The organism is Methylobacterium longum (assembly GCF_022179385.1).
Lineage (GTDB): Bacteria > Pseudomonadota > Alphaproteobacteria > Rhizobiales > Beijerinckiaceae > Methylobacterium > Methylobacterium longum.
In genome coordinates this window covers 212,328-235,356 of the sequence record NZ_BPQS01000001.1, presented here as the reverse complement: position 1 = coordinate 235,356, position 23,029 = coordinate 212,328, and the positions used below count along the sequence as shown (strand labels likewise).

The window sequence follows — 23,029 nt, the reverse complement described above, 5'->3', positions numbered from 1 at the left end:
GTCAGTGAGCCCCCTTGGGCAGGCCGGACATCAGGTACCAGCTGATCAGGCCGGCGACGCCGATGAGCATCACGAAGGCGTAATGGTAGAGGTATCCGGTCTGGAGGCGGACCACCCCGCGGGTGACGTCCACGACGCGCGCCGCGATGCCGTTCGGCCCGAGGCCGTCGATGATCCGGCCATCGCCCTGCTTCCACAGGAACAGACCGAAATCCTTGGCCGGGCGGACGAAGATCCGATCGTAGATCTCGTCGAAGTACCATTTGTTGAGCAGGAACCGGTAGAGGGACGGCTGCTGGGCGGCGAGCTGGCCCGGCAGTTCCGGCCGGCGGATATACATCCAGAAGGCGAGCACGAAGCCGAGGATCAGCATGATCAGCGGCGAGTACGACACCAGCGCCGGGACCTCGTGGATCTCGTGCATGATGTGGTTGTTCGGGCCGTGCGCCAGGGCATGGCCCCAGAACGCGTCCATCCCCTCGCCGATGAAGCGGTCGTGGAAGATCAATCCGGCGAACAGGGCGCCGAAGGCGAGGATCGCCAGCGGGATCGTCATCACCAGCGGGCTCTCGTGGGGCGTGTGATCGCCGTGGTGGCCGTGCCCGTGATGATCGTCCGCGACGAGGTCGCTCGTGTGGGCCGGTTCGATGTCGTGGCCCTTGTCGTCGTGGGCGACGCCCTCGGTGTGACCGGGCGCGCCGTCGGCCTCGTGCGCCATGGTCGAGCGTGCCACCGCGGGGGCGTCGTGGTGGTCGTGCGCCGCGTGGGCGCCCCAGCGGGCCGGACCCTCGAAGGTCATGAAGAACAGGCGCCACGAGTAGAACGAGGTGAAGAACGCCGCCACGACCACGCACAGGAAGGCGAGCGTGTGGCCCGGCCGCGTCGACGCGTAGGCCGCCTCGATAATCGCATCCTTCGAGTAGTATCCGGCCGTGTAGGGGAAGCCGATCAGCGCCAGCGAGCCGATCGCCATCATGACGCTGGTGTAGGGGATGTAGCGGCGCAGGCCGCCCATGTTCCGCATGTCCTGCTCGTGGTGCATCGCGTGGATGACCGAGCCGGCCCCGAGGAACAGCAGCGCCTTGAAGAAGGCGTGGGTGAACAGGTGGAACACGCCGGCCGAGTAGGCGCCGACGCCGAGCGCCACGAACATGTAGCCGAGCTGCGAGCAGGTCGAGTAGGCGATCACCCGCTTGATGTCGTTCTGCACGAGCCCGATCGTGGCCGCGAAGAACGCCGTGATGCCGCCGATCACCGTCACCACGATCAGCGCGTTCGGGGCTTCCTCGAAGAGCGGCGACAGGCGGGCGACCATGAACACGCCGGCGGTAACCATGGTGGCGGCGTGGATCAGCGCCGAGACCGGGGTCGGTCCCTCCATGGCGTCCGGCAGCCACGTGTGCAGCAGGAACTGGGCCGACTTGCCCATGGCGCCCATGAACAGCAGCAGGCAGGCCAGGGTCAGGGCGTTCCAGTCGTAGCCCAGGAAGTGGAAGGTCAGCGTCTTGATCGCGTCGACCTTGCCGAAGATCGCGTCGAACGCCACCGAGCCGGTGAGCACGAAGACGAGGAAGATGCCGAGCGAGAAGCCGAAATCGCCCACCCGGTTGACGATGAACGCCTTCATGGCGGCGGCGTTGGCCGAGGGCTTCTCGTACCAGAAGCCGATCAGCAGGTAGGAGGCGAGGCCCACGCCCTCCCAGCCGAAGAACATCTGCACGAGATTGTCGGCCGTCACCAGCATCAGCATGGCGAAGGTGAACAGCGACAGGTAGGCGAAGAAGCGCGGCCGGTGCGGATCCTCCTCCATGTAGCCCACGGAGTAGAGGTGCACGAGCGTCGAGACCGTGGTCACCACCACCAGCATGACCCGGGTCAGGGTGTCGACCTTGAAGGCCCAGTCGACCTGCAGGTCGCCGGCCGAGAACCAGGAGGCGACCTGCACCCGCTCGGCGTGGCCGCCGTCGAGGAACACCCCCCAGGCGATCAGCGCCGTGAAGGCGAGGAACGCCGTGGTGATGTACTCGCAGGCCCGCGCGCCGATGTACCGGCCGAACAGGCCGGCGATCAGGAAGCCGATGAGCGGGAAGAAGACGATCGCGTGATACATCGCTCTCTTGCAGTCCGTCCTCCGGGCCGGCCGTTCAGGCGGCGTCCGGATGTGAATCGGGGCGGCGGGGAAGGAGGCCCTAGCCCTTCATCATGCTCACGTCCTCCACCGCGATGGAGCCGCGGTTGCGGAAGAACACCACCAGGATGGCGAGGCCGATCGCCGATTCGGCGGCCGCGACGGTCAGCACGAACAGGGCGAAGACCTGTCCGGTGATGTCGTTGAGCTGCGTCGAGAAGGCGACGAGATTGATGTTGACCGAGAGCAGGATCAGCTCGACCGACATCAGGATGACGATGATGTTCTTGCGGTTGATGAAGATGCCGAGCACGCCGAGCGTGAACAGGATCGCCGCGACGGTGAGGTAGTGGCTCAGGCCGATCATCGTTCGATTCCTCCGGCGGCCATCAGACCTCGACACCCTGGCGCGACGGGACCTTGCGGGTCTCCACCGCCATGGCCTGGGTGCGGGCGTTCTGGACCGCGATGTTCTGGCGCTTGACGCCCGGCCGGTCGCGGAGCGTCAGCACGATCGCGCCGATCATGGCCACCAGCAGGATCAGGCCGGCGAGCTGAAAGAAGTAGGCGTATTCGGTGTAGATCACCCGGCCCAGAGCCTGGGCGTTGGTGAGGTTCTCGGCGGCCGCGACGTTGCCGAGGGGCGCCTGGACGAGGCCCGGATCGATGCTCCACGAGCCCACCACCAGCAGCAGTTCGACCAGGAAGATCGCCCCGATCAGGCCGCCAACCGGCAGGTATTGCTGGAAGCCCTGACGCAATTCGGCGAAATCGACGTCGAGCATCATCACCACGAACAGGAACAGCACCGCCACCGCGCCCACGTAGACGACCACGAGGATCATCGCGAGGAACTCGGCGCCCATCAGGACGAAGAGCCCGGCTGCGTTCACGAAGGCGAGGATCAGGAACAGCACCGAGGCGACGGGATTGCGCGAGGCGATCACCATGAAGCCCGACGCGACCGTGATGCTCGCGAACAGGTAGAAGAATGCGGCTGCTGCGGTCATGCGCTGGTCGGGATCGGCCGCCGAAGCGGCCCCTTCTGCCGTGCGTTGAGACGGTTCGCAGCGGGCGGCCCGTCTATAGAACCCGGTCGGCGGGGGCACAACAGCGTCCCCGACATGGCTCTAGAGCATCGCGCCGGAAACCGGAACCGGTACGATGCTCTAGAGCCTTGATACTGCATCATCTTCCTTCGAGGGGCGGCGGCCGCCCGTCGGGACGATGTCTCAGCGATAGGGTGCGTCCATCGCGATGTTGCGGGCGATCTCGCGCTCCCAGCGGTCGCCGTTCAGCAGGAGCTTCTGCTTGTCGTACAGCAGCTCCTCCCGGGTCTCGACCGAGAATTCGAAGTTCGGGCCTTCCACGATGGCGTCCACCGGGCAGGCCTCCTGGCACATGCCGCAGTAGATGCATTTCACCATGTCGATGTCGTAGCGCGTCGTGCGGCGGGTGCCGTCGTTGCGGCGCGGTCCCGCCTCGATGGTGATCGCCTGGGCCGGGCAGATCGCCTCGCAGAGCTTGCAGGCGATGCAGCGCTCCTCGCCGTTGGGATAACGGCGCAGGGCATGCTCCCCGCGGAAGCGCGGACCGCGATGGCCCATCTCGAACGGGTAGTTGATCGTGGCCTTCGGCTTGAAGAAGTAGCGCATGCCGAGGACCATCCCCGACACGAACTCCTTCAGCAGGAGGCTTTTCGCAATCTGATCGAGCTTCATGCCGCGATCTCCGGTTCCGTGCGTCAGGCGCCCGGGGCCAGGCCGGTGAGCTTCAACACGAAGGCCACGACCACCACCGAGACGAGCGAAATAGGCAGGAAGACCTTCCAGCCGAGACGCATGAGCTGATCGTAGCGGTAGCGCGGCACGATCGACTTCACCATCGCGAACAGGAAGAACAGGAAGCTGGCCTTCAGCGTGAACCAGATCACGCCCGGCACCCAGGTGAAGGGCGCGAATGGGATCGGCGACAGCCAGCCGCCCATGAACAGGATCGTGCCCAGCGCGCACATGCTCATGATGGCGACGTACTCGCCCAGCATGAACAGCAGGTACGGGGTCGAGGAATACTCGACCATGTAGCCGGCCACGAGCTCCGACTCCGCCTCCGGCAGGTCGAAGGGCGGGCGGTTGGTCTCGGCCAGCGCCGAGACGAAGAACACCACGAACATCGGGAACAGCCACAGCCAGTACCAGCCGAAGATGCCGAGGCTGGTGTCCTGCGCCATCACGATGCGCGAGAGGTTGAGCGAGCCGGCGCAGAGCAGCACGCAGATGATCACGAAGCCCAGCGACACCTCGTAGGAAATCATCTGCGCCGCCGAGCGGAGCGCGCCGAGGAACGCGTATTTCGAGTTCGACGCCCAGCCGCCCATGATGACGCCGTAGACGCCGAGCGACGAGATCGCGAAGATGTAGGTGATGCCGACGTTGATGTCGGCGATCGCCCAGCCGTCGGCCAGCGGGATCACCGCCCAGCTCGACAGGGCCAGCATCGCGAAGACCAGCGGCGCCAGCAGGTAGATCGCCTTGTTGGCGCCCGCCGGGATGACCGGCTCCTTCAGGACGAACTTGAGCAGGTCGGCGAAGGACTGGAACAGGCCGAACGGCCCGACCACGTTGGGGCCGCGGCGGAGCTGCACCGCCGCCCAGATCTTCCGGTCGGCGAGCAGTGCGTAGGCGATGAACACGAGGAGCGCGGCGAGGAGCACGAAGCTCTTCAGCGCGATCAGGAGCACGGTCCCGAGGATTTCGAGCGACGTCATCGGTCTGGAGCTCCTACTCGGCCGCCGCGAGCGGCCGCGCCTCGGCGGCGCGTTCGCGGGCGAGGCGCGAGCACTCGGCGAGGATCCGCGAGGCGCGGGTGATCGGGTTGGTCAGGTAGAAGTCGGTGATCGGCGACGCGAAAGCCGGTCCGCCCGCCGTGCCGCCGAGTCCGGCGAGCTTCTCCACCGCCTCCGCGACGGTGCCGGCCTCGACGGCTCCGACCGCCGCGAAGTGCGGGTGGGCGGCGTAGAGCGCCCGACGAAGGGCAGTGAGCGAGTCGAAGGGCAGGCGGTGGCCCAGCACGTCCGACAGGGCGCGCAGGATCGCCCAATCCTCCCGAGCGTCCCCCGGCGGGAAGGCGGCGCGGTTGCCCATCTGCACCCGGCCTTCCGTGTTCACCCAGGTCGCCGACTTCTCGCTGTAGGCGGCGGCCGGCAGGATCACGTCGGCGCGGGCGGCGCCGCGGTCGCCGTGGGTGCCCTGGTAGATCATGAAGGCGCCCGGCGGCACGTCGCGCTCGTCGGCCCCGAGGTTGAACAGGACGTCCAGCGCGCCCGGTTCCAGCATCTGCGCGAAGGTGAGGCCGCCCTCCCCCGGCACGAAGCCGAGATCCAGCGCCCCGACCCGGGCGGCGGCGGTGTGCAGCACCCCGAAGCCGTTCCACTCGGCCGAGACCGCGCCGATCGCCTTCGCCAGGGACGCGGCGGCGGCCAGGATGCCGGGGGCGACGTTGGCGCCGACGATGACCATCGGCACCTTGGCCTCCTTGAGCACCTCCAGGAAGCTGTGCTCGCCGCGGGCGAGGCCCGCGAGCGAATCGGGGCCGGCGCCGATGTAGTGGCTCGGATAGGTGAGGTCGACCGGCTCGCCGATCACGCCCACCGCCAGCGGTGCCATGCGCCAGCGCTTGCGGATGCGGACGTTCAGCAGCGAGGCTTCGGTGCGCGGGTTGGCGCCGACGATCAGGATCGCGTCCGCGGCCTCGATGCCGGGGATCGTCGGGTTGAAGATGTAGGAGGCGCGGCCGAAAGCCGGGTCGAGGCCGGCATCGGTCTGGCGGCAGTCGAGGTTGGGCGAACCGACACTCCGCATCAGCTCGCGCAAGGCGAAGATCTCCTCGACGCCCGCGAGGTCGCCGACGACTGCGCCGAAGCGCTTCGGATCCGCGCCCTTCACCTTGGCGGCGATGGCCTGGAAGGCCTCACCCCAGGAGGCCGGCCGCAGGCGGCCGTTCTCGCGCAGGTACGGTCGGTCGAGGCGCTGCATCCGCAGCCCGTCGATGTGGTAGCGAGTCTTGTCGGAGATCCACTCCTCGTTGATCTCCTCGCTGATCCGCGGCTCGATCTGCATGACCTCGCGGCCCCGCGTGTCGATGCGGATGGACGAGCCGACCGCGTCCATCACGTCGACCGACTCGGTCTTGTTCAGCTCCCAGGGGCGGATGTTGTAGCTCTGCGGCCGGTGCACGAGGGCGCCCACCGGGCAGAGGTCGGCGACGTTGCCCTGGAGCTCCGAGGCCATCGACTGCTCAAGGTAGCTGGTGATCTCCATGTCCTCGCCGCGGCCGATGGCGCCGAGGTCGGGCACCCCCGCGACCTCCGCGAGGAAGCGCACGCAGCGGGTGCAGTGGATGCAGCGGTTCATCGCCGTCCGCACCAGCGGGCCGATGTGCTTCTCCTCGACGGCGCGCTTGTTCTCCGTGTAGCGGGTCGAGTCGACCCCGTAGGCCATGGCCTGGTCCTGCAGGTCGCAATGGCCGCCCTGATCGCAGATCGGGCAGTCGAGGGGGTGGTTGATGAGGAGGAACTCCATCACCCCCTCGCGGGCCTTCTTGGTGCCCTGCGAGCGCGTCAGCACCTCCGGCGGCTCGCCGTTCGGGCCGGGGCGGCAATCCTTCACCGCGTAGGCGCAGGACGCCACAGGCTTCGGTGCGCCCTTCAGCTCGACGAGGCACATGCGGCAATTGCCGGCGATCGACAGGCGCTCGTGGAAGCAGAAACGCGGGATCTCGGCCCCCGCGGCCTCGCAGGCCTGGAGCAGCGTGTAGTCGGCGGGGACGTCGACCTCGGTGCCGTCGACGAGAATTTTTGTCATCGGATCGTCTCGTAAACTGGCCCAAACGCGGGAGGCCGGATCCGACCCACGCCCTCATCCTGAGGTGCGAGGCGCAGACGAGCCTCGAAGGAGATGTCCAGCCCGCCGCGCGGTCCCCGGAGGCCTCCTCGGAGGACCACCGGGGCGAGCACCTCGGGCTGAGGCTGCGGGTTGGACGACGGCATGGCGCTTCTACTCCGCGGCCATCGGCACGGGCTCGCTGTGCGGGTTCGCCGTATAGCGGTCGATCCGCTTCTCGATCTCGGGGCGGAAGTGTCGGATCAGGCCCTGGATCGGCCAGGCCGCCGCGTCGCCGAGCGCGCAGATCGTGTGCCCCTCGATCTGCTTGGTGACCTCGAACAGCATGTCGATCTCGCGCTTCTGCGCGCGGCCCTCGGTCATGCGCTGCATCACCCGCCACATCCAGCCGGTGCCCTCGCGGCACGGCGTGCACTGGCCGCAGGATTCGTGCTTGTAGAAGTACGAGATCCGCGTGATCGCCGCGACGATGTCGGTGGACCGGTCGAGGACGATCACCGCCGCGGTGCCCAGGCCGGAGCCGAGGTTGCGCAGGGTGTCGAAGTCCATCTTGGCGTCGACGATCTGCTCGGCCGGCACCAGCGGCACCGAGGAGCCGCCCGGGATCGAGCACAGGAGATTGTCCCAGCCGCCGCGCATGCCGCCGCAATGGCGGTCGATGAGCTCGCGGAAGGTGATGCCCATCTCCTCCTCGACGTTGCACGGCTTGTTGACGTGGCCGGAGACGCAGAAGAGCTTGGTGCCGGTGTTGTTCTTGCCGCCCAGCCCCGCGAACCACGCCCCACCCCGCCGCAGGATCGTGCCCGCCACCGCGATCGACTCGACGTTGTTCACCGTCGTGGGACAGCCGTAGAGGCCCATATTGGCGGGGAACGGCGGCTTGAGCCGCGGCATCCCCTTCTTGCCCTCCAGGCTCTCGATGAGGGCCGTCTCCTCGCCGCAGATATAGGCCCCGGCGCCGTGGTGGACGTAGATGTCGAACGGGTAGTCGTGCACGTTGGACTGGCCGACGAGGCGGGCCGCGTAGGCCTCGTCCACGGCCTTCTGGAGGGCGTGCTTCTCGGCGACGTACTCGCCGCGGATGTAGACGTAGCAGGCATGCGCGTTCATCGCGAAGCAGGCCAGCATGCAGCCCTCGATCAGGAGGTGCGGATCGTGCCGCATGATCTCCCGGTCCTTGCAGGTACCCGGCTCCGACTCGTCGGCGTTGACCACGAGGTAGTGCGGGCGTCCGTCCGACTTCTTGGGCATGAACGACCATTTCAGGCCGGTCGGGAAGCCCGCGCCGCCGCGGCCGCGCAGGCCCGAGGCCTTCATCTCCTCGATGATCCAGTCGCGGCCCTGCTCCAGCAGGAACTTGGTCCCGTCCCAGGCGCCGCGCTTCTTGGCGGCGTCCAGGCCCGGGGATTGCAGCCCGTAGAGATTGGTGAAGATGCGATCCTGATCCGACAGCATGTCAGGTCCTCACTGAGCCGGCGCCGACAGGGCCTTGGCCTGCCCCACCCAGTCCTCCCGGTCGATGCGACCAGGGAACGCGAGGTAGGTGCCGACCCAGGTGATTTCGTCGCGGCTCCACGCGGCGATCTGGTCGAAATGGTAGATGCCGAGCGCGTTCAGGCGCTGGCTGTTGCCGGGACCGATGCCCCTGATGCGCGTCAGGTCGTCCGGCTGGCCGGCGCGTGCCGCATCCAGCCCGGCGGGGCGCTTGCCGACCGCATCGGCCTTCTGTTCGGGGCTCGCGTCCTTCGGCAGGGCCGCGAGGGCACCGGCAACGCGGGCCTCCTCGGCCTCGGCGGCGACCTCGCCCTCGCTGGCGCCCGAGGCCTCGGGCTGCTGCGGAACCGCGTCGCGCTCCGGCACAGCCTGATGTCCCTGCTCCCCGGCAGCGGGCTCGCCCTCGACGACGCGCTTGGCGGGCGTCTCGATCACGTCCGCATCGCCCGGACGGGCGGCGCCGTGCTTGGCGGTGGAACGGCCGCGCTCGGCCGCGTCGGCGCGGTCCTCGGGCTTCACGGGCGTCTCCCCGTCGGCCGCGCGCTGGGCCGGGGCGTCACTCACGGTCCGTTCCACCGGCCGGCCGGCATCGGGCCGCGCCGGCTTCGGGTTCTCGGCGGCCTGCTGCGTCGCGGAGGCCGCCTCGCTGGTCTTGGCGGCCGGATCCTCGGCCTTGCCGGCCTCCTCGAAGCGCTTGCGCCACGCGCCGACGCGGGACCCGTCGTAGAGCGTCGGGTCGGTCAGCGTGTTGGCGCCGCCCAGCGGCTCTGAGGAGACGCGCCCGGTCTGCGAGCCGATCGTCACCGGCCGGCCGGCGGCGAGGTCGTCCATCAGCGCGCCGAGGGATTCCGGCGTCAGATCCTCGTAATAATCCTGGTTGATCTGCACCATCGGGGCGTTGCAGCAGGCGCCGAGGCACTCGACCTCGAGCCAGGAGAAGTTGCCGTCGGCCGAGACGTGCCCCGACGGTCCGAGCCGGGCCTGGAGCATCTCCTTCAGCCCGCGCGCGCCGCAGGAATCGCACGGGACCGTGCCGCAGACCTGGATCCAGAAGCGCCCGACCGGCTCCAGGGCGAACATCGTGTAGAAGGTGGCGACCTCCAGCACGCGGATGTTGGGCATGCCGAGTTCGGCCGCCACGGCCTCGATGGCGGCGCGCGGCAGCCAGCCGCCGTTCTGCTCCTGCGCCTTCCACAGGAGCGGGATCACCGCGGAGGCCTGCCGTCCTTCCGGATACTTGGCGATCTGGGTCTTCGCCCATTCGGCGTTCTCGGGCGAGAACGCGAAGCTCTCGGGCTGGTCCGAGGCGGGGGCGAGTCTGCGGTTTGCCATCGCTTTTGTCTTACCGATCCACTTCGCCGAACACGATGTCGAGCGTGCCGAGCACGCAGGAGACGTCGGCCAGCAGGTGGCCGCGGCACATCCAGTCCATCGCCTGCAGATGCGCGAAGCCCGGCGCGCGGATCTTGCAGCGATACGGCTTGTTGGTCCCGTCCGACACCAGGTAGACGCCGAACTCGCCCTTGGGCGCTTCCACGGCGGCGTAGACCTCACCCTCGGGCACGTGGAAGCCCTCGGTGTAGAGCTTGAAGTGGTGGATGAGCGCTTCCATCGAGCGCTTCATCGCCCGGCGCGGCGGCGGCGCGAACTTGCCGTCGAGCGCCGCGATCGGACCCTGACCGGCGGGCTCGCGCAGCTTGGTGATGCACTGCTTCATGATGCGCACCGACTCGCGCATCTCCTCCATGCGGATCACCTGACGGTCGTAAGTGTCGCCGTTCTTACCGACAGGGATGTCGAATTCCATCTCCTCGTAGCACTCGTAGGGCTGCGCCTTGCGCAGGTCCCACGGAATGCCCGAGCCCCGGACCATCACGCCCGAGAAGCCCCACTCCATCGCCTCGTCCACCGACACGATGCCGATGTCGACGTTGCGCTGCTTGAAGATCCGGTTGCCCATGACGAGGGCGTCGAGGTCGTCGACCACCTGCAGGAACGGGTCGCAGAACGCCTCGATGTCGTCGATGAGCTTCGGCGGCAGGTCCTGATGGACGCCGCCGGGGCGGAAGTAATTGGCGTGGAGCCGGGCGCCGGAGGCCCGCTCGTAGAAGATCATCAGCTTCTCGCGCTCCTCGAAGCCCCAGAGCGGGGGCGTGAGAGCGCCGACGTCCATCGCCTGCGTGGTGACGTTGAGGAGGTGCGACAGGAGCCGGCCGATCTCGCAGTAGAGCGTGCGGATCAGCTTGGCCCGGCGCGGCACCTCGATGCCGGCGAGCTTCTCGATCGCCAGGCAGAAGGCGTGCTCCTGGTTCATCGGCGAAACGTAATCGAGCCGGTCGAAATAGGGGGTCGCCTGCAGGTAGGTCTTGTACTCGATGAGCTTCTCAGTGCCGCGGTGGAGCAGCCCGATATGCGGATCGACGCGCTCGACCACCTCGCCGTCCAGTTCCAGCACGAGGCGCAGGACGCCGTGCGCCGCCGGATGCTGGGGGCCGAAGTTGATCGCGAAGTTGCGGATGTTGTGTTCGGTCATCGGACGGCCCCTTCTCAGGCCGACTTCTTCTCGTCGCCCGGGAGCACGTAATCGGTGCCCTCCCAGGGCGAGAGGAAATCGAAGTTCCGGAATTCCTGCGTGAGCTGCACCGGCTCGTAGACCACCCGGGCCTCATCTTGGTCGTAGCGGACCTCGACGAAGCCGGTGAGCGGGAAGTCCTTGCGCAGCGGGTGCCCCTCGAAGCCGTAATCGGTGAGCAGGCGGCGCAGGTCGGGATGCCCCGAGAACAGGATCCCGTAGAGGTCGTAGGTCTCGCGCTCGTACCAGTTGGCCGCCGGGAACACCTCGATCACCGAGGGGACGGGCGTCACCTCGTCGGTCTGCGCCTTCACGCGGATGCGAAGGTTATGACGCAGGGAGAGCAGGTGATAGACCACGTCGAAGCGCTTCTCGCGCTGCGGATAATCCACGCCGCAGATGTCGATGAAGTTGCGGAACGCGCAGGACGGGTCGTCGCGCAGGTAGGTCAGCGCGTAGACGATGTCGGAGGCCTGGACCACCAGCGTCAGCTCGCCGAACGCGATGGCGTGCGACACCACCGCCGGTCCCAGCGCGCCGACGACCCGCTCGGCCAGGGCCGCGACGGCGTCGTCGCCGTAGACAGGCTGGGTGTGGGGAAGGATCGAGATGCCGTTCGTCATGGCCGCTCCTCAGCGCTCGATCGTACCGGTCCGGCGGATCTTCTTCTGCAGCAGCAGCACGCCGTAGAGCAGCGCCTCGGCGGTGGGCGGGCAGCCGGGCACGTAGATGTCCACCGGCACCACCCGGTCGCAGCCGCGGACCACCGAGTAGGAATAGTGATAGTAGCCGCCGCCGTTGGCGCAGGAGCCCATCGAGATGACGTAGCGCGGCTCGGGCATCTGGTCGTAGACCTTGCGCAGCGCCGGGGCCATCTTGTTGGTGAGCGTGCCGGCCACGATCATCACGTCGGACTGGCGGGGCGAGCCGCGGGGCGCGAAGCCGAACCGCTCGCAATCGTAGCGCGGCATCGACATCTGCATCATCTCGACCGCGCAGCAGGCGAGGCCGAAGGTCATCCACATCAGCGAGCCGGTGCGGGCCCAGTTGATCAGCTCGTCCGTGGTCGTGAGCAGGAAGCCCCGGTCGGCCAGCTCGTCGCTGATCGACAGGAAGGTCGGATCGTCCGCGCCGATCGGGCGGCCGGTGTTGGGATCGATGATCCCCTTCGGCTGGGGCGCGATCGCGGGGGCGCGGTTCGTATCGGTGATCAGGGCCATCGGCGACTCAGGGTCCGGTGCGGGCGGGGGCTGACGGGGTTCAATCCCACTCGAGGGCGCCCTTGCGCCACTCGTAGACGAAACCGACGGTCAGCACGCCGAGGAAGACGATCATCGACCAGAAGCCGAACCAGCCCAGGTCCCCGAAGGTGATCGCCCAGGGAAACAGGAACGCGACCTCAAGGTCGAAGATGATGAACAGGATCGCGACGAGGTAGAAGCGCACGTCGAACTTCATGCGGGCGTCGTCGAAGGCGTTGAACCCGCATTCGTAGGCCGAAAGCTTCTCCGGATCGGGATTCTTGAAGGCCACGATGAAGGGCACCACCAGCAGGGCCGTTGCGATGAACAGCGCCACGCCGATGAACACGATGAGCGGCAGGTAATCCGCCAACAATCCGGTCATGCCAGGGCCTCGCGAGACGTAGAAAACCGCGGTGCGACGCCGATCCGGACTCGCCCGTGGAATTGTTCTTATGCCAGGATGCGCGCGGCCGGAGGCTTAGTCGAGCCGCCGCCCCATGACAATGGCTTGTCGCGTCGCACAATGCGCGCTGTCAGCGCTTCCCTGAGATGGGAATGGGCGGCCTGCCTGCAACACGACGGAAGCGCGCAGGCTCATGAGCCCCGAGGCCGGCGAATCCGCACCGGATGCGCTTGACAGGTCCCGTAGCGGCCCATAAACCCCGCCCCGTCGCCGGGCGAAACGCCCCTTCGAGGCGACCACGCCGTGCGGGCGTAGCTCAGTTGGTTAGAGTGCCGGCCTGTCACGCCGGAGGTCGCGGGTTCGAGCCCCGTCGCCCGCGCCATTCCCGTCGAGCGCTCGGCTCGAATCCCCACCAATCGCCGTACCGGCACATCCGGCATCATCGAACGACCTGCCGCGTCGGCGGGGTGTGTCCGACGATCTGACGCGATTGGCCATGTGCCGGCGTCGGGATCGGCATGCCGACAGATGCGCGTCACCCCGGCATGGTCGGCGATCGACCCGGGCGCGCTTGCGGCCGTGATGGTCGCGTGACGCATCCCCGTCCCTTAGCACCGGCCGCGGGCGAGCGCCGGATGACGAGCCTCCGCCGGTTCCCCCTTGGCCCGAGGTGGCATGGGTCGCAAAAGCTCGAGCCGCCGGGACCGCTCCCCGCCGGGCATTCCTGCCTGTGTGCCGGACGCGGGCGTGGACGACACGGTCGCGTCCGGCAGAGCGCGCTTCGCCGCCTGTCCTGGTCCTCGTCCGCCTGCTTCCGGTGACGTCGAACCGTCTGACCTGCAGGCGGGCCTGCCTGTCCGAGCGATCTCGGGCGGCTCATGAAGCTGGCCGCCCGTGTTGTTCGGTCAGATCGTCACCCACGGGCGATTCTTGGGATCCGGCGCGTGAGGTGTGAAAGGAACAAACAGCCGCTCGAAGGCGAAATCGCTCTTATTGCTCACCCGATCGTCTCGGATGAAAACGGCGTTGACACCGTTCGACCAAACCAAAGTATACCCTTTGTCCTTCGCGACCTTGTCCAGGGCGCGCAGGCTGGCGCCGTGATAGACTGTTCCATCCCACCTGTGCGTTACATCGAATTGAATCGATATTGACGGGTCAGCCCCGATCCCGCCGTTGTATTCTAGTATAACAACTTTTGGTCTGGCCTGGAGTGACAGCCAGATCCAGAGTTCCTGGCCGTCAACGTCGATCGACATGAAGTCCAGATCGTCCGGCAATCCATATTTTCTATAGAGCGTATTGATGTTGAGTGGCGTAATGAATTCTTGCCTGACGTCGTATTTTGGCGGGTATTGTGCGCCGTCGAGGAAGATGCCCTTCCAGCCCTGCTCCCTGAGGTGAACAAAATTGCCCTCCAGGCCGTCCTCGATCGGGTGATTCCAGGCTGGTCCGATGCCGAACTCGAAGAACGTGCCCGTGTTGATCCCCAGGCATTCAGATATTTTTTCTATAATACCGTCTTCGCCGAGCTGTGATCGTACCTTGCGCTCAAATGCAGATAGATCGGGTACAATATAGGGCATGGCGTATCGCCTCTACTGGCGCTAACGGTAAGCCGGACGGGGACGAGCTGTTGCACATATTCCGAGACTGTGGAAGTTCTCTGGGCGATCCTCGCTTCATCGGCCGGGCCGGACGCGGTGCTGACGGGCTCTGTTGCGCAGCCGGGACGACGTGCTACCGTCGGTGTTCCAGTGACGAGACGAGGCCCGGGCCGAGCTGAGCGATCCGCCATGATCGTCGCAGCGGTGGCGGGGGCCGTTCGATCGAGGATCGCCGACTGGTCCGAAGAGGCTGAAGCGGTCCGGGGGAAGGGCTCATCAGGGATCCAACGTCAACCGTCGGCACGGCCATGGTGCGCGGGCCGGCCCTCTCCGCGTGGTCGACGATCCCGGCCCTGCCGGGTGTGAACGCAAAGGCGGCTGTTTCGACCCGGCAGCGACGGGTGGCGTTTCCATCCGGCCTGTCACGCTGAGCACCGCACGTTCGGGCCCCTCCCCGGCGTCACGTCCGCGTCCGTCGCAGATCCGAGCCGGCATGCCCTGTCGCGGTTCGGGTCCGCCGGCGTGCCCGGCCTTCTCCGTCGTTTCGCATGAACCGCCGGGGATCAGGCGACCTCCGGCGGTGCGGTCGCCTTCGCTCGGGCCGAGGGGTCGGCCGCGGTCCGGCCTCCGCGAAGGCTCAGTGCGATGCCCGCCAGGATCAGGCCTCCGCCGACGAGGATGTCGGCGCTCAGCGGTTCGCCCACCACGAGATGCGTGCTCAGGATGCCCGCCACCGGCACCAGCAGGGCGAAGGGCGTCACGGTGGCCGCCGGGTAGCGGGTCAGGAGCCCGCTCCAGAGCCCGAAGGCGAGGAGCGTCGTCGGGTAGGCCTGGAAGGCGACCGATCCGATCGCCCCCCAGCTGGGATGCGTCAGCCCCGCCAGGGCGCCCGGTCCCTCGATGATCAGCGACAGGATCAGGAGCGGCGGCGTGGTGGCGAGGCTGCCCCAGACCATGAGCGCCAGCCGGTCGACCCGGCCGATCCGCTTCACGATGACGTTCGCGCTGGCCCAGGCCAGGGCCGCGCCAACGACCAGGAGCAGCGGGCCCAGCGGGGCGCCTCCGCCCCGTCCGAGCGCCACCGCGGCGACGCCCACGAGGGCAATCCCGCCCCCCAGCATCTGGAGGCCACGCGGACGCTCCTTCTGCACGGCCCAGGCGAGCGCGACGGTGAAGGGCACCTGGACCTGGATCAGCAGCGACGACAGCCCGGCCGGCATCCCGAATCGGATCGCCGTCATGAGCAGCCCGAACTGGCCGACCCCGAGGGCCATCCCGAACCCGGCCACCAGCGCGACGGGGGCCCGGGGAGGCCGGATCAGCAGGGCCGCCGGCAGGGCCGCGAAGCCGAAGCGCAGGGCACACAGCATCAGCGGCGGGACCGTCTCCAGGCCGACCTTGATGGCTACGAAGGCCAGACCGAGGATCGTGACCACCAGGATTGCGGCGAGCCCGTCGCGCAGCGTCATGCCCCGATCCTATGCCGCAACCACGCGCTTCACCAACGCTGGGCCATGCGGGCGTGGCGGCGCTCGTCGCGTCGGTTGACCAGCAGGTCGATGGCGTCGCCGGTGCCGGGCAGGCAGGCATCCGCCACGTCCTGCGGGGTCAGGCCGATATCCTTCAGCTCGCGGGCCGTAAGAGTCGAGAGCCGCTGCAGCACGCGCCGGTTCATCGCGGTGCGCGACAGGGCGGCCCGGATCTCCGCGGCGGCTCCCGAGACCGCGCCGGCCAGCCGGGCGAGCCAGGATGGCGGGGTTGCGGCGGTCTCGGTCAGGCCATGGTCCATGATCCCCTCCTCCATCATCTCTGGGGCAGGGCGATCCTGGCCGTTGGGGACTGGCGGCGACAGGAACACTTCGGTACGGTTTAGAAGAATTGTCCGGACGGGAGAGCAGTACGGATGCCGGTCGCGGCCAGAAGCCCGGGAACCCGCGTCGACGCCGTGGTCGGCGAGATCCGCGAGCGGATCGCGGCGCGGCGGCTCGTCCCGGGCGTGCGGATCCCGTCGGTGCGCGCCTTCGCGGACGCCATGGGCGTCTCGAAATCGACGGTCGTGGAGGCCTACGAGCGGCTCGCCGCCGAGGGGGCCGTGGTGGCCCGGCCGGGCTCGGGCTTCTACGTCGCCGGCAAGACGCGGCCGCTCTCGCTCCAGGCGATGGGACCGCGGCTCGACCGGATCGTCGACCCCCTCTGGATCACCCGGCAGGCGCAGCAGGCCGGCTCCGATCAGCTCAAGCCCGGCGCGGGCTGGCTGCCCGATTCCTGGATGCCCCACGAGGCGATCCGGCGGGGCCTGCGCCGGGTGGCCCGGGCCGACCGCGCCGAGATGACCAACTACGACCGGCCGCTCGGCTACGAGCCCCTGCGCCACCAGATCGCCCGCAAGGTCGGCGAGAAGGGCGTCGGCGCCGAGCCCGATCAGATCGTGCTGGTCGAATCGGCCACGCAGGCGCTGGACCTCGTCTGCCGCTTCCTGCTGCAGCCCGGCGACACCGTGCTGGTGGACGACCCCTGCTACTTCAACTTCCTGGCACTGCTGCGCGCCCAGCGGGTCGCCGTGGTCGGCGTGCCGATGACGCCGGAGGGGCCGGATCTGCGGGCCCTCGCCGCGCTCCTGGAGCAGCACAGGCCGCGCTTCTACCTGACCAACGCGGCGCTGCAGAACCCGACGGGGGCGAGCCTCGCGCCCACCGTGGCGCACCGGCTCCTGAAGCTGTGCGAGGCGCACGACGCGCTCATCGTCGAGGACGAGATCTTCGGCGACTTGGAGCCCGACGCGGCCCCCCGGCTGGCCGGGTTCGACGGTCTGGAGCGGGTGATCCAGATCGGCAGCTTCTCCAAGACCCTCTCGGCCGCCGCCCGCTGCGGCTGGATCGCGCTCCGGGCCGACTGGGTCGAGCCGCTGGTCGACCTCAAACTGGCCCTGAGCCTCGGCAACGGCCATGTCACGGCGGCCCTGGTGCACACGCTCATCAGCGAGGGCGCCTACCGGCGTCACCTCGCCGAGACCCGGCGCCGCATCGCCGGCGCGATGGTGCAGGCCTCCGCGGAGCTGCGCGGCTGCGGCCTGGAGCCCTGGTCCCAGCCGCGGGGCGGCTTCTTCCTGTGGATGCGTCTGCCGGACGGGCGCGACGGGGCCGAGGTCGCCCGCCGGGCGCTCGCCCGCGGCATGGTGCTGGCGCCGGGCACCTCGTTCAGCCTGTCGGAGGCCTGGAACGGCTACATGCGCTTCAACGTGGCCCATTGCGCCGATCCGCGCATCCGTCCGATCCTACGGGAGGCGCTGGGCTGAGCGCGTCCGGTCAGGCCGGGAGAGCCAAGTCCACCCGCAGGCCGCCGAGATCCGACCGCCCGAGGCTGAGGCCGCCGCCGTAGAGTTCGGCGAGTTCCAGGGTGATCGGCAACCCGAAACCGTGGCCTGGCACGCCCTCGTCGAGGCGACGCCCCCGCGCCATGACGGCGGCCGCCGCCGCCGGGTCGAGGCCTGGCCCGTCATCCTCAACGGACACGGACACCGTGCCGTCGCGCAGCCCCGCGGAGACCCGCACGCGGCTCCGGCACCAGCGGCAGGCATTGTCCACGAGGTTGCCCAGCATCTCGTCGAGATCCTGGCCCTCGCAGGCGGCGGAGAGAGCCTCCGGTACGGCGAGGTCGATCGCCACGCCCTTCTCGGCGTAGAGGCGCACGAGGGCGTCGCGCAGGTCGGTCAGACGCGGCGCCAGCGGCATTCGGCCCCGGGCCGAGCCGGCCAGGGCCGCGGCCCGGGCGCGGCGCAGGTGATGCCGCACCCGCCGGTCCATGTCGTCCACCTGCCGGCGCAGCGCGCCGTCCGGGTCGCGGGCGGGCTCCGCGAGCGCCATCGACAGGGTTGCCAGCGGCGTCTTGAGGGCGTGGGCGAGGTTGGCGACGTGGCCGCGGGCCCGTTCCAGGGTCTGTGCGTTCTGGTCGAGAAGCGCGTTGAGTTCCACGACCACGGGCGCGATCTCGGCCGGCTGGTCCGCCGGCACGCGCTCGCGCCGCCCGGCCCGCACGGCCGCGAGATCCGCCCGCAGGCGCGTCAGCGGCGCGAGGCCGAGGCGCACCTGGACGGCCAGCCCGGCGAGTAGGCACAGGCCGAGGATGCCGAGCGCCACGGCGAGGCTGGTCAGCGCCTCGCGCAGGGGCCCGCGCAACTCCGCCTCGGGCGCCGCCACCACGATCGTGGCGGGCGGAGGCCCCGGCACGGTGAGCACCCGGGCGACGAGCGGCTCACCGCCCGGGCCCGTGGCCGAAGCCGGATGCGGCCGGTCCGGGTCGTCGTCCGGCCCTGGATCGGACAGGCGGATGTCGCCGCCCCGCAGCGAGCCGGAGCGGATCGTCTCGGAGCCGCGGCGCACCTCCCAGGCCCAGCCGGGACCCGGCCGGTCGAAGGGCGGCGCATCGAGGGTCTGCGGGAGGAGCCCGACCTCGAGCCCGGCCCGCAGGGCGGTGATCTGCGCGTCGAGCCGTCCGTCGAGCTGCCCGCGCACGAACCGGTGCAGGATCACCCCGATGGCGAGGCCGGCCACCACCAGGGCCGCCAGGACCAGCACCAGGGCCGCCGCGAGCAGGCGGGTGCGCAGCGAGCGCCGCCGCGTCGCCCCCGCCATCAGGCGGGATTCGCGTGCAGGCGGTAGCCGTGGCCGCGCACGCTCTCGATCCGGGCTGGCGCGATCTTCCGGCGCAGCCGCGTGATGATCACCTCGACGGAGTTCGAATCGACGTCGGCGTCGCCCTCGTAGACCCGCTCGATCAGGTGCGGGCGCGGCACCACGGCCTCGCGGTTCAGCATCAGGCAGGACAGGACACGCCATTCGAGGCCGGTGAGCCTGAGCGGCAGGCCCTCGTGCTCGAAGGCGCCGAGCCCCGGATCGAAGCTCAGGGGGCCGCAGGCGATCCGGCTCGCCCCGCCGCCCTGGGACCGGCGCACGAGGGCGCGCAGGCGGATCACCAGCTCCTCCACCCGGACCGGCTTGACGAGGTAGTCGTCCGCCCCCGCCTTGAAGGCCGCGACCTTGTCGCTCCAGCCGTCCCGGGCGGTGAGCACCAGCACCGGCAGGGTCCGTCCGGCCGCTCGCCAAGTCCGCAGCACCGAGACGCCGTCGCCCTTCGGCAGGCCGAGATCGAGCACGACGGCGTCGTAGCCCTCGGTCTCGCCGAGATGCTGGGCGTCCTCGCCGGTGGCGGCGTGGTCGAGCACGAAGTTCTCCGCGCGCAGCACCTTGGCGACCTCGGCGGCGAGCGCCGCGTCGTCCTCCACCAGCAGGATCTTCACCCGTCCCATCTCCCCCGTCTGGCCTTCGATCCCCGGTCGAGGCCCGATCCGTCCGCGCCGGGACATCCGGTCGCGCTCGCCCTCTCCGGCGGCGCGAGCGGGGCGCGGTGTCCCCGGGGCGGCTCGGAGACCGGGCGCGCATGGCGCCCGGATCCCACGGCCGCAAACGACGCCGCCGCCGAGACTTAGAGCCGTTTTCTCATGTCGCCCGTGCACACGGAAGCGCGGGGGCGGATCCCAGGCACCCGCCCGGTATCGCGCATCGCGGACCCGCATCGGCTCCTGCCGCCAAGCCTTTGCGCCCGCACGGGTTCCCCAGGGTGCGGTCTAGGGCGGCCGGTTTAACCGGACCTGAACCGGACGGTTCAGGCCGGATTGGATGCCGCCCCTTACGAAGGCGCCACGGATCGAACGGATCCGGACCCTTCAGAGGCGACACATCATGAGCAGCGACAAGACGATCGACGGCACGGGGCGGGAGATCCCGGAGCCGGCCCCCGGCCCCGCCGGCTCGCGGCGGATTGCGGTTCCCCGCCGGACCTGGGTGGTGGGCGCGGTGGCGGCGCCCCTGTTCCTGGGCGCCGTGGGCCTGTCCCTGGCGCAGGGGACGACCTTCGAGCCCACCCCGGTGGAGCCCGTGGCGATCCAGGCGCTGGCACCCTCCGGCGCGACCGCGATCAGGGGCAACGTCGCCGAGATCTTCGGCAACAAGTTCGTCGTCCAGGACGGCACCGGCCGGGCGCTCGTCGAGACCGGCCGCGCCGGCGAAGGCGGCGGCCTCGTCGCCAAGGGCGAGGCCGTGACCGTTCAGGGCCGGTTCGAGCGGGGCTTCCTGCACGCCAGCGTCCTCACCCACGGCGACGGGCGCAAGGTGGTACTCGGGCCGGCGGGCGGGCCGCCGACCGGCAGCCTCGACTGGGCCAAGGATCGGATCGGCCTCGGGCCGACGCCGGACCTCCCGGCATTGACCGCCTCGGTTCAGGCCGCCGGCTACAGCGACGTGCGCGTCACCGGCCGCGGCCCGCGCCACATCGAGGTGGCGGCCAAGGATCGGGACGGGCGCGAGCGTCAGCTCCATGTCGGCTTCGACGGCCAAGTCCGCGAGCGGCCGATGCCGTAGGTCGGCCCGCGGCGGGGCGGCATGCAACCCTTCCCGCCCCGCCGCGTCCTCCTGTCACCGAATCGACAGGAGTTGCGCACCGTGGAACCGATGAAGCCGATGAAGCCCATGGAACCGATGAAGCCCATGGAACCGATGAAGGGAATGGAGCCCTGGTGGCCGAAGGACCTGGGCCAGCCCGCGACCAGCGGCGCGCAGAACGGGATGAAATACGCGTTCTTCCCGGACAAGCACCGCCTGCTGATCGACCGCGACGGACAGGTCTCGACCTACGACAGCGGCGACCACCGGATCGGGGGGGTCTCGCAGGCGGATGGAAGCGGCCAGTCGCTGACCTTCTCCAGCCAGAACGGGGACGTGGATCTGGGCACGCTGAAGAAGCTCGGCTGAGCCCGGCGTGGACAGGCCGGGGCGGCGCCCTTAAGCCCGGGCCCGCCATGCGATCCCCCCCGCCGACCTGTCCGACGCCATGCGCGCGCTGACCGATCTCGTCCGCGCCATGCGGGCGCCGGACCGGCGGCGCCTCGCCCTGATCGCCCTCGGCCTCGCTGTCGCTGCCCTGCTGGAGGTGGTGGGCGTGGCCGCGGTGATCCCGTTCCTGACGCTGGTGGGCGACCCGTCGGCGGCGACCCGCATCCCCTACCTCGCCCAGACCAGGGCGTTTCTCGGGCTCGCCGACGAGCGCAGCTTCCTGCTGGTGACCGGCGGCGCAGCGCTCGCGGCGATCCTGGTCACGGCGCTGGTGAATGCCGGGCTGACCTACGCGCAGCTCCGGTTCACCCATCTGGCCGGCTACGGCTTCAGCCGGCGGCTGCTGTTCCGCTACCTCGACCGGGAGCGGCTGTTCTTCGCCCGGGCCAACAGCGCCGAACTCGCCAAGAACGTGCTCTCCGAGACCGACCGGCTGGTGGTCGGCGCCCTGACCCCCGCCACCGTGCTGGCCTCGCGGGCGAGTTCGGCACTGGCGGTGATCGCCTTCCTGCTGGCCTACGCGCCGCAGCTCGCGCTGATCCTCGGGGGCGGCTTCGGCGGGCTCTACGTGGGCATCTACCTCGTGATGCGCGCCCGGCTCGCCCGGCTCGGCAGCCGCACCGTGGCCGACAACGAGGCCCGCTTCCGCATCGTGCAGGAGACGTTCGGGGCGCTCACCGAACTGAAGCTCTACGGCCGGGCGGAGGCGTTCGCCTCCCGGTTCGATGCCCCGGCCCGCGCCTACGCCCTCGCCACCGCGGCGAGCCAGCTCACCGGTCAGATGCCGCGCTTCGTCATCGAGGCCCTGGCCTTCGGCGGGGTGATCGTGGTGGTGCTGTTCGCCCTGGCCCAGGGGCTCGACGTTGCCGGGATCCTGCCGCTGCTCGGCCTGTTCGCCTTCGCGGGTTACCGCATGCTGCCGGCCTTCCAGAACATCTTCACCTCGGTGGCGCTGATGCGCTTCACCCTGCCGGCGGTGCGGGTGATCGTCGACGAGCTCGCCGACGAGCGCACCCCCCTGCCCCGCACCGCGGAGCGCCTGCCTTTCGCGCGGGAGATCCGGCTCGAAGGGATCGGCTTCGACTACGGCACCGGCCGGCCGGCGCTCTCCGGCATCGACCTCACGATCCCGGTCAACACCACGGTCGGGCTCGCGGGCCGCACCGGCTCCGGCAAGTCGACGCTGGCCGGCCTGCTCCTCGGCGTGCTGAGCCCGACCGCGGGGCGGCTCACCGTGGACGGCCGCCCCGTCGATGCCGGCGCCCTGCCCGCTTGGCAGAACCGGATCGGCTACGTCCCGCAGGAGGTGTTCCTGGTGGACGGCACGGTGGCGGAGAACGTCGCGCTGGGCCTCGATGCACCCGACCTCGCCGCCGTCGAGCGGGCGGCGCGGCTCGCCGGCGCCCACGACTTCATCGCGGCCCTGCCGCAGGGCTACGGGGAGCGGGTCGGGGAGCGCGGGGCGCGGCTGTCGGGCGGCCAGCGCCAGCGCATCGGCATCGCCCGGGCGCTCTACCATGATCCCGACGTGATCGTGTTCGACGAGGCGACCTCGGCCCTCGACGACGAGACGCAGGCTGCGGTGATGCGGGCGCTGCGCGCCCTGTCGGGCCGGCGGACGCTGATCCTCATCGCCCACCGCCTCTCCACCCTGGAGGGCGCTGACGCGGTCCACGTGCTGGAGGCCGGCCGCCTCGTCGCCTCCGGCCCGCCCGAGGCGGTGCTGCCGGGCCTGGGTACGGCGGCGTGAGGTGCGGCCCTTGCGCCCCGCGCCGCATCCGTTACCTCGGCTC

General features: G+C 69.6%; 21 protein-coding genes and 1 tRNA gene. 5 read left to right on the top strand and 17 right to left on the bottom strand.

From position 1 onward, the window contains the following. Position 1: 1 nt before the first annotated feature. The 12 genes from nuoL to MFF58_RS01000 form a co-directional block, all read right to left on the bottom strand. Entirely contained in the window at positions 2-2,110 is a 2,109-nt protein-coding gene (nuoL, locus tag MFF58_RS01055) for an NADH-quinone oxidoreductase subunit L (RefSeq protein ID WP_238284705.1), read from the bottom strand. Between the two features lie 79 nt (positions 2,111-2,189). Next, positions 2,190-2,495, bottom strand: coding sequence for an NADH-quinone oxidoreductase subunit NuoK (gene nuoK, locus MFF58_RS01050; protein ID WP_010686008.1), 306 nt, complete (start codon positions 2,493-2,495; stop codon positions 2,190-2,192). A gap of 22 nt (positions 2,496-2,517) precedes the next feature. Further along, a complete protein-coding gene (locus MFF58_RS01045; protein WP_238284704.1) occupies positions 2,518-3,138 on the bottom strand; it encodes an NADH-quinone oxidoreductase subunit J in 621 nt (206 codons plus the stop codon). Between the two features lie 222 nt (positions 3,139-3,360). Next, positions 3,361-3,849, bottom strand: coding sequence for an NADH-quinone oxidoreductase subunit NuoI (gene nuoI, locus MFF58_RS01040; RefSeq protein ID WP_238196703.1), 489 nt, complete (start codon positions 3,847-3,849; stop codon positions 3,361-3,363). A 23-nt stretch (positions 3,850-3,872) separates the two neighbouring features. Beyond that, complete coding sequence (nuoH, locus tag MFF58_RS01035; RefSeq protein ID WP_238284703.1) at positions 3,873-4,895, bottom strand: NADH-quinone oxidoreductase subunit NuoH; 1,023 nt, start codon at positions 4,893-4,895, stop codon at positions 3,873-3,875. A 13-nt stretch (positions 4,896-4,908) separates the two neighbouring features. Then, positions 4,909-6,990: an NADH-quinone oxidoreductase subunit NuoG gene (gene nuoG, locus MFF58_RS01030; RefSeq protein ID WP_238284702.1), complete on the bottom strand. Its 2,082-nt coding sequence runs from the start codon at positions 6,988-6,990 to the stop codon at positions 4,909-4,911. Between the two features lie 192 nt (positions 6,991-7,182). Next, positions 7,183-8,484: an NADH-quinone oxidoreductase subunit NuoF gene (gene nuoF / locus MFF58_RS01025; RefSeq protein ID WP_238284701.1), complete on the bottom strand. Its 1,302-nt coding sequence runs from the start codon at positions 8,482-8,484 to the stop codon at positions 7,183-7,185. Between the two features lie 9 nt (positions 8,485-8,493). Next, entirely contained in the window at positions 8,494-9,855 is a 1,362-nt protein-coding gene (gene nuoE, locus MFF58_RS01020; RefSeq protein WP_238284700.1) for an NADH-quinone oxidoreductase subunit NuoE, read from the bottom strand. Between the two features lie 10 nt (positions 9,856-9,865). Next, positions 9,866-11,056 carry an NADH-quinone oxidoreductase subunit D gene (locus MFF58_RS01015; RefSeq protein WP_238284699.1) on the bottom strand — a complete coding sequence of 397 codons (1,191 nt, stop codon included), beginning with the start codon at positions 11,054-11,056 and terminating at the stop codon, positions 9,866-9,868. A gap of 14 nt (positions 11,057-11,070) precedes the next feature. Further along, positions 11,071-11,718 (bottom strand): NADH-quinone oxidoreductase subunit C, encoded by a 648-nt coding sequence (locus MFF58_RS01010; RefSeq protein ID WP_238284698.1) that lies wholly within the window; start codon positions 11,716-11,718, stop codon positions 11,071-11,073. A gap of 9 nt (positions 11,719-11,727) precedes the next feature. Further along, positions 11,728-12,315 (bottom strand): NuoB/complex I 20 kDa subunit family protein, encoded by a 588-nt coding sequence (locus tag MFF58_RS01005; RefSeq protein ID WP_010686017.1) that lies wholly within the window; start codon positions 12,313-12,315, stop codon positions 11,728-11,730. A 40-nt stretch (positions 12,316-12,355) separates the two neighbouring features. Further along, positions 12,356-12,721, bottom strand: coding sequence for an NADH-quinone oxidoreductase subunit A (locus MFF58_RS01000; protein WP_238284697.1), 366 nt, complete (start codon positions 12,719-12,721; stop codon positions 12,356-12,358). A 326-nt stretch (positions 12,722-13,047) separates the two neighbouring features. On the opposite strand from MFF58_RS01000, the gene MFF58_RS00995 reads away from it, so the two are divergent. Next, a tRNA-Asp gene (locus MFF58_RS00995) sits at positions 13,048-13,124 on the top strand. 523 nt (positions 13,125-13,647) lie between these two features. Here the strand turns inward: MFF58_RS00995 and MFF58_RS00990 are convergent. From MFF58_RS00990 to MFF58_RS00980, 3 genes are all read right to left on the bottom strand, one after another. After that, entirely contained in the window at positions 13,648-14,328 is a 681-nt protein-coding gene (locus tag MFF58_RS00990; protein WP_238284696.1) for a hypothetical protein, read from the bottom strand. Between the two features lie 584 nt (positions 14,329-14,912). Further along, positions 14,913-15,818, bottom strand: coding sequence for an EamA family transporter (locus tag MFF58_RS00985; protein WP_238284695.1), 906 nt, complete (start codon positions 15,816-15,818; stop codon positions 14,913-14,915). Between the two features lie 29 nt (positions 15,819-15,847). After that, on the bottom strand, positions 15,848-16,138 hold the full coding sequence (locus MFF58_RS00980; RefSeq protein ID WP_238284694.1) for a YjiS-like domain-containing protein: 291 nt from the start codon (positions 16,136-16,138) through the stop codon (positions 15,848-15,850). Positions 16,139-16,252: 114 nt separating this feature from the next. On the opposite strand from MFF58_RS00980, the gene MFF58_RS00975 reads away from it, so the two are divergent. Further along, on the top strand, positions 16,253-17,644 hold the full coding sequence (locus MFF58_RS00975) for an aminotransferase-like domain-containing protein (RefSeq protein WP_238284693.1): 1,392 nt from the start codon (positions 16,253-16,255) through the stop codon (positions 17,642-17,644). A 10-nt stretch (positions 17,645-17,654) separates the two neighbouring features. Here MFF58_RS00975 and MFF58_RS00970 read toward each other — a convergent pair whose 3' ends face one another. Together MFF58_RS00970 and MFF58_RS00965 are read right to left on the bottom strand one after the other, a co-directional pair. After that, positions 17,655-18,980: a sensor histidine kinase gene (locus tag MFF58_RS00970; protein WP_238284692.1), complete on the bottom strand. Its 1,326-nt coding sequence runs from the start codon at positions 18,978-18,980 to the stop codon at positions 17,655-17,657. Continuing rightward, on the bottom strand, positions 18,980-19,645 hold the full coding sequence (locus MFF58_RS00965) for a response regulator transcription factor (protein WP_238284691.1): 666 nt from the start codon (positions 19,643-19,645) through the stop codon (positions 18,980-18,982). Before MFF58_RS00965 ends, MFF58_RS00970 begins: the two co-directional genes overlap by 1 nt. Positions 19,646-20,087: 442 nt before the next feature. On the opposite strand from MFF58_RS00965, the gene MFF58_RS00960 reads away from it, so the two are divergent. From MFF58_RS00960 to MFF58_RS00950, 3 genes are all read left to right on the top strand, one after another. Further along, positions 20,088-20,765, top strand: a complete 678-nt coding sequence (locus tag MFF58_RS00960) for a DNA-binding protein (RefSeq protein ID WP_238284690.1) — start codon at positions 20,088-20,090, stop codon at positions 20,763-20,765. A gap of 90 nt (positions 20,766-20,855) precedes the next feature. Then, positions 20,856-21,155, top strand: a complete 300-nt coding sequence (locus MFF58_RS00955; RefSeq protein ID WP_238284859.1) for a hypothetical protein — start codon at positions 20,856-20,858, stop codon at positions 21,153-21,155. 79 nt (positions 21,156-21,234) lie between these two features. Further along, positions 21,235-22,986, top strand: a complete 1,752-nt coding sequence (locus MFF58_RS00950; protein ID WP_238284689.1) for an ABC transporter ATP-binding protein — start codon at positions 21,235-21,237, stop codon at positions 22,984-22,986. The last annotated feature ends 43 nt before the right edge of the window (positions 22,987-23,029 follow it).